General features: G+C 75.2%; 5 protein-coding genes. 2 read left to right on the top strand and 3 right to left on the bottom strand.

Annotated features, from left to right (window positions below; all coding sequences use genetic code 11):
* The 3 genes from AE652_RS30535 to murJ form a co-directional block, all read right to left on the bottom strand.
* A partial coding sequence (locus tag AE652_RS30535; RefSeq protein WP_049657350.1) for a hypothetical protein occupies positions 1-333 on the bottom strand: 333 nt, incomplete at its 3' end.
* Between the two features lie 14 nt (positions 334-347).
* Positions 348-668: a hypothetical protein gene (locus AE652_RS30530; protein ID WP_049657348.1), complete on the bottom strand. Its 321-nt coding sequence runs from the start codon at positions 666-668 to the stop codon at positions 348-350.
* Positions 665-2,269: a murein biosynthesis integral membrane protein MurJ gene (gene murJ, locus AE652_RS30525; RefSeq protein WP_107086575.1), complete on the bottom strand. Its 1,605-nt coding sequence runs from the start codon at positions 2,267-2,269 to the stop codon at positions 665-667. Before murJ ends, AE652_RS30530 begins: the two co-directional genes overlap by 4 nt.
* Positions 2,270-2,412: 143 nt before the next feature.
* On the opposite strand from murJ, the gene AE652_RS30520 reads away from it, so the two are divergent.
* Positions 2,413-3,078, top strand: coding sequence for a response regulator transcription factor (locus AE652_RS30520; protein WP_049657347.1), 666 nt, complete (start codon positions 2,413-2,415; stop codon positions 3,076-3,078).
* A gap of 3 nt (positions 3,079-3,081) precedes the next feature.
* A partial coding sequence (locus AE652_RS30515; protein ID WP_049657345.1) for a cell wall metabolism sensor histidine kinase WalK occupies positions 3,082-4,487 on the top strand: 1,406 nt, incomplete at its 3' end.

Here is a 4,487-nt window from a genome sequence, read left to right as displayed (position 1 = left end):
GGCCTCGACGCTGTCGGCGGGGCTGGTGTTGAAGGCGACGGCCGCCTGCGGGGCGTGACGGCGGACCAGGTTGACGACCGCCTCGAAGAACGGCAGCGCCGGTTCGGGCTTGCGGATGCCGCCGCCGATGACGACGACGTCCCAGCGGCGCCCGGCGAGGGCCGCCACGACGGCGGGTTCGGCGGTGTCGTCGGGGGCGACCAGGGTCACGGCGGCGTCGATGCCGTGCTCGGTGAAGCGGGCGAGTTCGGCATCGAGGAGGGCCCGCACCGCGTCGCCGTCCACGCCGGGGACGGTGTGCGGGTCGAAGCCGAGGATGAGAACGGTGGGCATGCCCGGTACGACGCTCACTCCGGCCGCCCGGGTTCCCCGCCGAGGTAGCGGGCGGCGTCGACGAGGGTGAGCTTGGGGTCGGTCCAGGAGCAGACCTCCAGCCAGGAGAGCCGGCCGTCCTCGGCGAAGAGCAGGATCTCGCCGTCGGAGCCGATCGCCGCCTCGGCGACCACCTCCGAGCGGGCGCCGTCCTGGACGCCGGCGAACAGGGCGGTGCTGCAGCCGCACCGGCAGCGGGACTCGACGCGCAGGTGCGGGACCTGGGCGCGCAGGGGGTGGCCCTCGGGGAGGAGGAAGTCGAGGACCCGGGCGACGTCGCTGGGGAGGAGGGTCATGGGCGCCTGCGCAATCGTGTGGTGAGGACGGACAGTTCTTCGATCCGGAGGAGGTGGGCGAGCAGGAGGTAGCCGACGGCGAGGGCGGCGGCGGCCGGCAGGAGGCCGTACCGGGTGGCCCACCAGGCGCCCGCGGCGGCCGGCAGGGCCGCCAGCAGCGGCTTCCCGTGGGCTCCCAGGACCCGCAGCGGCCCGAGCCGCCGGCGCAGCAGCAGGGCGGCGGCCGCGCAGGTGAGCAGGAACGACGCCCCGTAGCAGCCGGCCATCCCGGTGACGGCCCAGCGCAGCGGCAGCAGCCGGTGGCAGAGCACCGCGCCCAGCGCCGTGGCGGCGACCGGCAGCAGGTTGAGCAGGAAGGGCGTACGGCTGTCGCCGAGCGCGTAGAAGACGCGGGTCAGCGCGTAGCCGGCGGAGTACAGGACCAGGCCGGGCGCGAAGGCGGTCAGCATCCCGGCGATGGCCCGTACGTCGTCGGCGCCGGTGCTCCCGTGTCCGAAGGCGAGCGCGCACAGCTGCGGCGCGAGGACCGCGAACGCGCAGGCCGCCGGGACGGTGACCACCGCGATGGTGCGGACGGTGCGGGCGAGCAGCGCGCGGACGGCCCGCGGGGAGTCGGCGGCGGCGGTGAGCGCGGGAACGACCGCCGTCACCACCGACACCGTGACCACCCCGTGCGGCACGATCCACAGCAGGTACGCGCTGCTGTACGCGGTGTACCCGACGCCCGGCAGCCCGGCCTCGGCGGCCCGCGCGCCGACGGAGGTCGACAGCCGGGTCACCACCCAGTAGCCCACCTGGTCGCCGAGCACCAGCAGCAGCGTCCACCCGGCGGCCCGCAGCGGCTCGCCGAGCCCGGCCTGCCGCCAGTCCCAGCGCGGCCGGGGCCGCACCCCGGCGGCCCGCAGGCAGGGCAGCAGCACCAGGCTCTGCGCCACCACCCCGGCCGTCGTACCGGCCCCGAGCACGGTCACGTCGGCCGTGGAGAAGGACCGTTGGCCGAGGTACCCGGCGAACACCCCGATCACCACCAGGTTGTTGAGCACCGGCGCCCAGGCCATCGGCGCGAACCGCTGCCGGGCGTTGAGGAGTTGGCCGAGCACCGTGAACAGCCCGTAGAAGAACACCTGCGGCAGGCACAGGTACGCCAGCAGCACCGTCCGGTCCAACTGCGCACCGCCGTACGCGGTGTAGGCCCGCACGAGGTACGGCGCGCCCGGCACCACCACCGCCGTCAGCACCAGCAGGGTGACCACCAGCGCCGTCACCAGCCGGTCGACGTGCGCCGCCCCGCCGTCCGCCGACTCCTTGGCGGCACGCACCAGGTGGGGCACCAGCGCGGTGTTCAGGGCGCCGCCGATCAGCAGCACGAACAGCAGGTTGGGCACCGTGTTGGCCACGTTGTACCCGTCCGCGAGCAGCCCCGAACCGAGGACCGCCACCAGCAGTGCCGAGCGGACGAAGCCGGTGGCCCGGGAGACCACCGTCCCGGCCGCCATCACCAGGCTGGGCGGCGGCGTGCGGCGCGGCCGCCGGTGGCGGGCGGGCCGCGGCGGACCGGGCAGCGGAGGGCGGGGCAACGGAGGACCCTCCAGTACGGTCATCCGCCGGCACCTCCCGTGTCAGGCACCGACTCGAACTGATCGGCGGAAACGGCGAGAGCATGCACCCGCGCCCCTGAAGCGGGGCTGAGAAAGCTGAAGACGGCTTAAGGAACGGATCCGGCGCCGGTGGCATCCTGATCCGCATGGAGATTCTGGTGGTGGAGGACGACGCCCAGGTCGCGGCCGCCGTACGGCGCGGCCTGGAGGTCGAGGGCTACACCGTCGACCTCGCCCCGGACGGCCTCACCGGCCTGCGGCTGGCCCAGCGGCACGCCTACCGGGCGATCGTGCTCGACATCATGCTGCCCGGCCTGAACGGCTACAAGGTGTGCGAGGCACTGCGCGCCGACGGCGTCACCACCCCGATCCTGATGCTGACCGCCAAGGACGGCGAGTACGACGAGGCCGAGGGCCTGGACACCGGCGCCGACGACTACCTCACCAAGCCGTTCTCCTACCTGGTCTTCCTGGCCCGGCTGCGCGCGCTGATCCGCCGCAGCCAGACGCCGGGCCCGCTGCTGCGGGTCGGCGACCTCTGGCTGGACCCGGCGGGCCGCCGCTGCGGCCGGGGCGGCGCCGAGATCACCCTCACCGAGCGGGAGTTCGCCGTCCTGCGCTGCCTGGCCGAGCACCCCGGCGAGGTGCTGTCCAAGCGCCGGATCGTCGACGAGGTGTGGGACATCGCCTTCGACGGCGAGGAGTCCATCGTCGAGGTGTACGTCAGCATGCTGCGCCGCAAGGTGGACGCGCCGTTCGGCGTCCGTTCGATCACCACCGTGCGCGGCGTCGGCTACCGGCTGGAGGCCTGACCGGTGCCCGGCAGGCTCTCCACCCGGCTGCGCACCTCGCTGGCGGCCGGCCTGGCCGCGCTGCTGCTGCTCGGCGTCGGCGCCTGGTGGCTGCGCGGCCACATGTACGACGCCCAGCTGGAGGCGGCCGAGGCGGACGCCCAGGCCCAGGCCCGCGAGATCAGCAGCGGCTACAAGCACGGCCAGCAGCTCGCGGACTACGGGCGGCTGCCGTACCTCGTGCTGGACAGCGACGGCCGGGTGCTGACCATGGGCGGCCCGCTGACCACCCAGCACCTGGCCGGGGACCCGCCCGCCGCCGTACCGAAACTCGCGCCGGACGACTGGCAGTCGGTCCAGCGGGTCGCCATCGGCCCGGCCGGGGAGGCCGCCGCCAACCGCTACTCGGGGCGCACCTTCACCGCGCTGGGCAGCTGGAGCCCGCTGCTGCGGCAGAACGACGAGAACGGCCAGCCGGTCAAGCCGGTGGTCGGCCCGTTCACCGTGTACGTGCTGGCCACCCCGTTCGCCGCCGAGGCCTCGCTGCACACCATCGACCCGGTGCTGCAGGTGGGCGTGCCGGCCGCCGCGCTGCTGGTCGCGCTGACGGCCTGGGCGGCGACCAGCCGGGCGCTGCGCCCGGTGGAGGCGATCCGCGCCGAACTGGCCGAGATCGGCGAGCACCGGCTGGACCGCCGCGTCCCGGTGCCGCCCGCCGGCGACGAGCTCACCCGGATGGCCCGGACCACCAACGCCACCCTGGACCGGCTGGAGCGCTCGGCCGTGCAGCAGCAGCGCTTCGTCGCGGACGCCTCGCACGAGCTGCGCAGCCCGATCGCCGCGCTGCGCACCAATCTGGAGGTGTCGCTGGCGCATCCCGACCGCACCGACTGGCCGGCCACCACCCGGGAGGCGCTCACCTCGGTCGAGCGGCTCCAGCAGCTCACCGAGGACCTGCTGTTCCTGGCCCGGGGCGCGCACCCGGCGACGGCCGGCCGGCTCACCACCGTCGACCTGTCCGCCGTGCTGCGCGAGCTCGCCGACCAGTACCGCCCCGGCCTCGGCGCCCGGCTCGTCCTGCGGGTGGACGCGCCCGAGGCGGTGCCGGTGCGCGGCAGCCGCATCCGGCTGCACCGGCTGGTGCGCAACCTGCTGGACAACGCCCGGCGGCACGCGTCCGCCGAGGTGGTGCTGTCCGCGCGGCGGACCGCGCACGGCTGCGTCCTGGAGGTCCGGGACGACGGCCCGGGCGTGCCGCCGGAGGACCGCGAGCGGATCTTCGAGCCGTTCACCCGGCTCGACGAGGCCCGCAGCCGGGACTCCGGCGGCAGCGGCCTGGGCCTGGCCATCGCCGCGGACATCGCCACGCGGCACGGCGGCACCCTGCGGGTCGCCCACGCCCCGCGCGGCGCCCGCTTCGTCCTGGAGCT

This window comes from Kitasatospora sp. MY 5-36 (genome assembly GCF_001182915.1).
GTDB lineage: Bacteria > Actinomycetota > Actinomycetes > Streptomycetales > Streptomycetaceae > Kitasatospora.
Note: the sequence above shows the minus strand (reverse complement) of the source record. Positions and strands in the feature narration are given on the sequence as shown.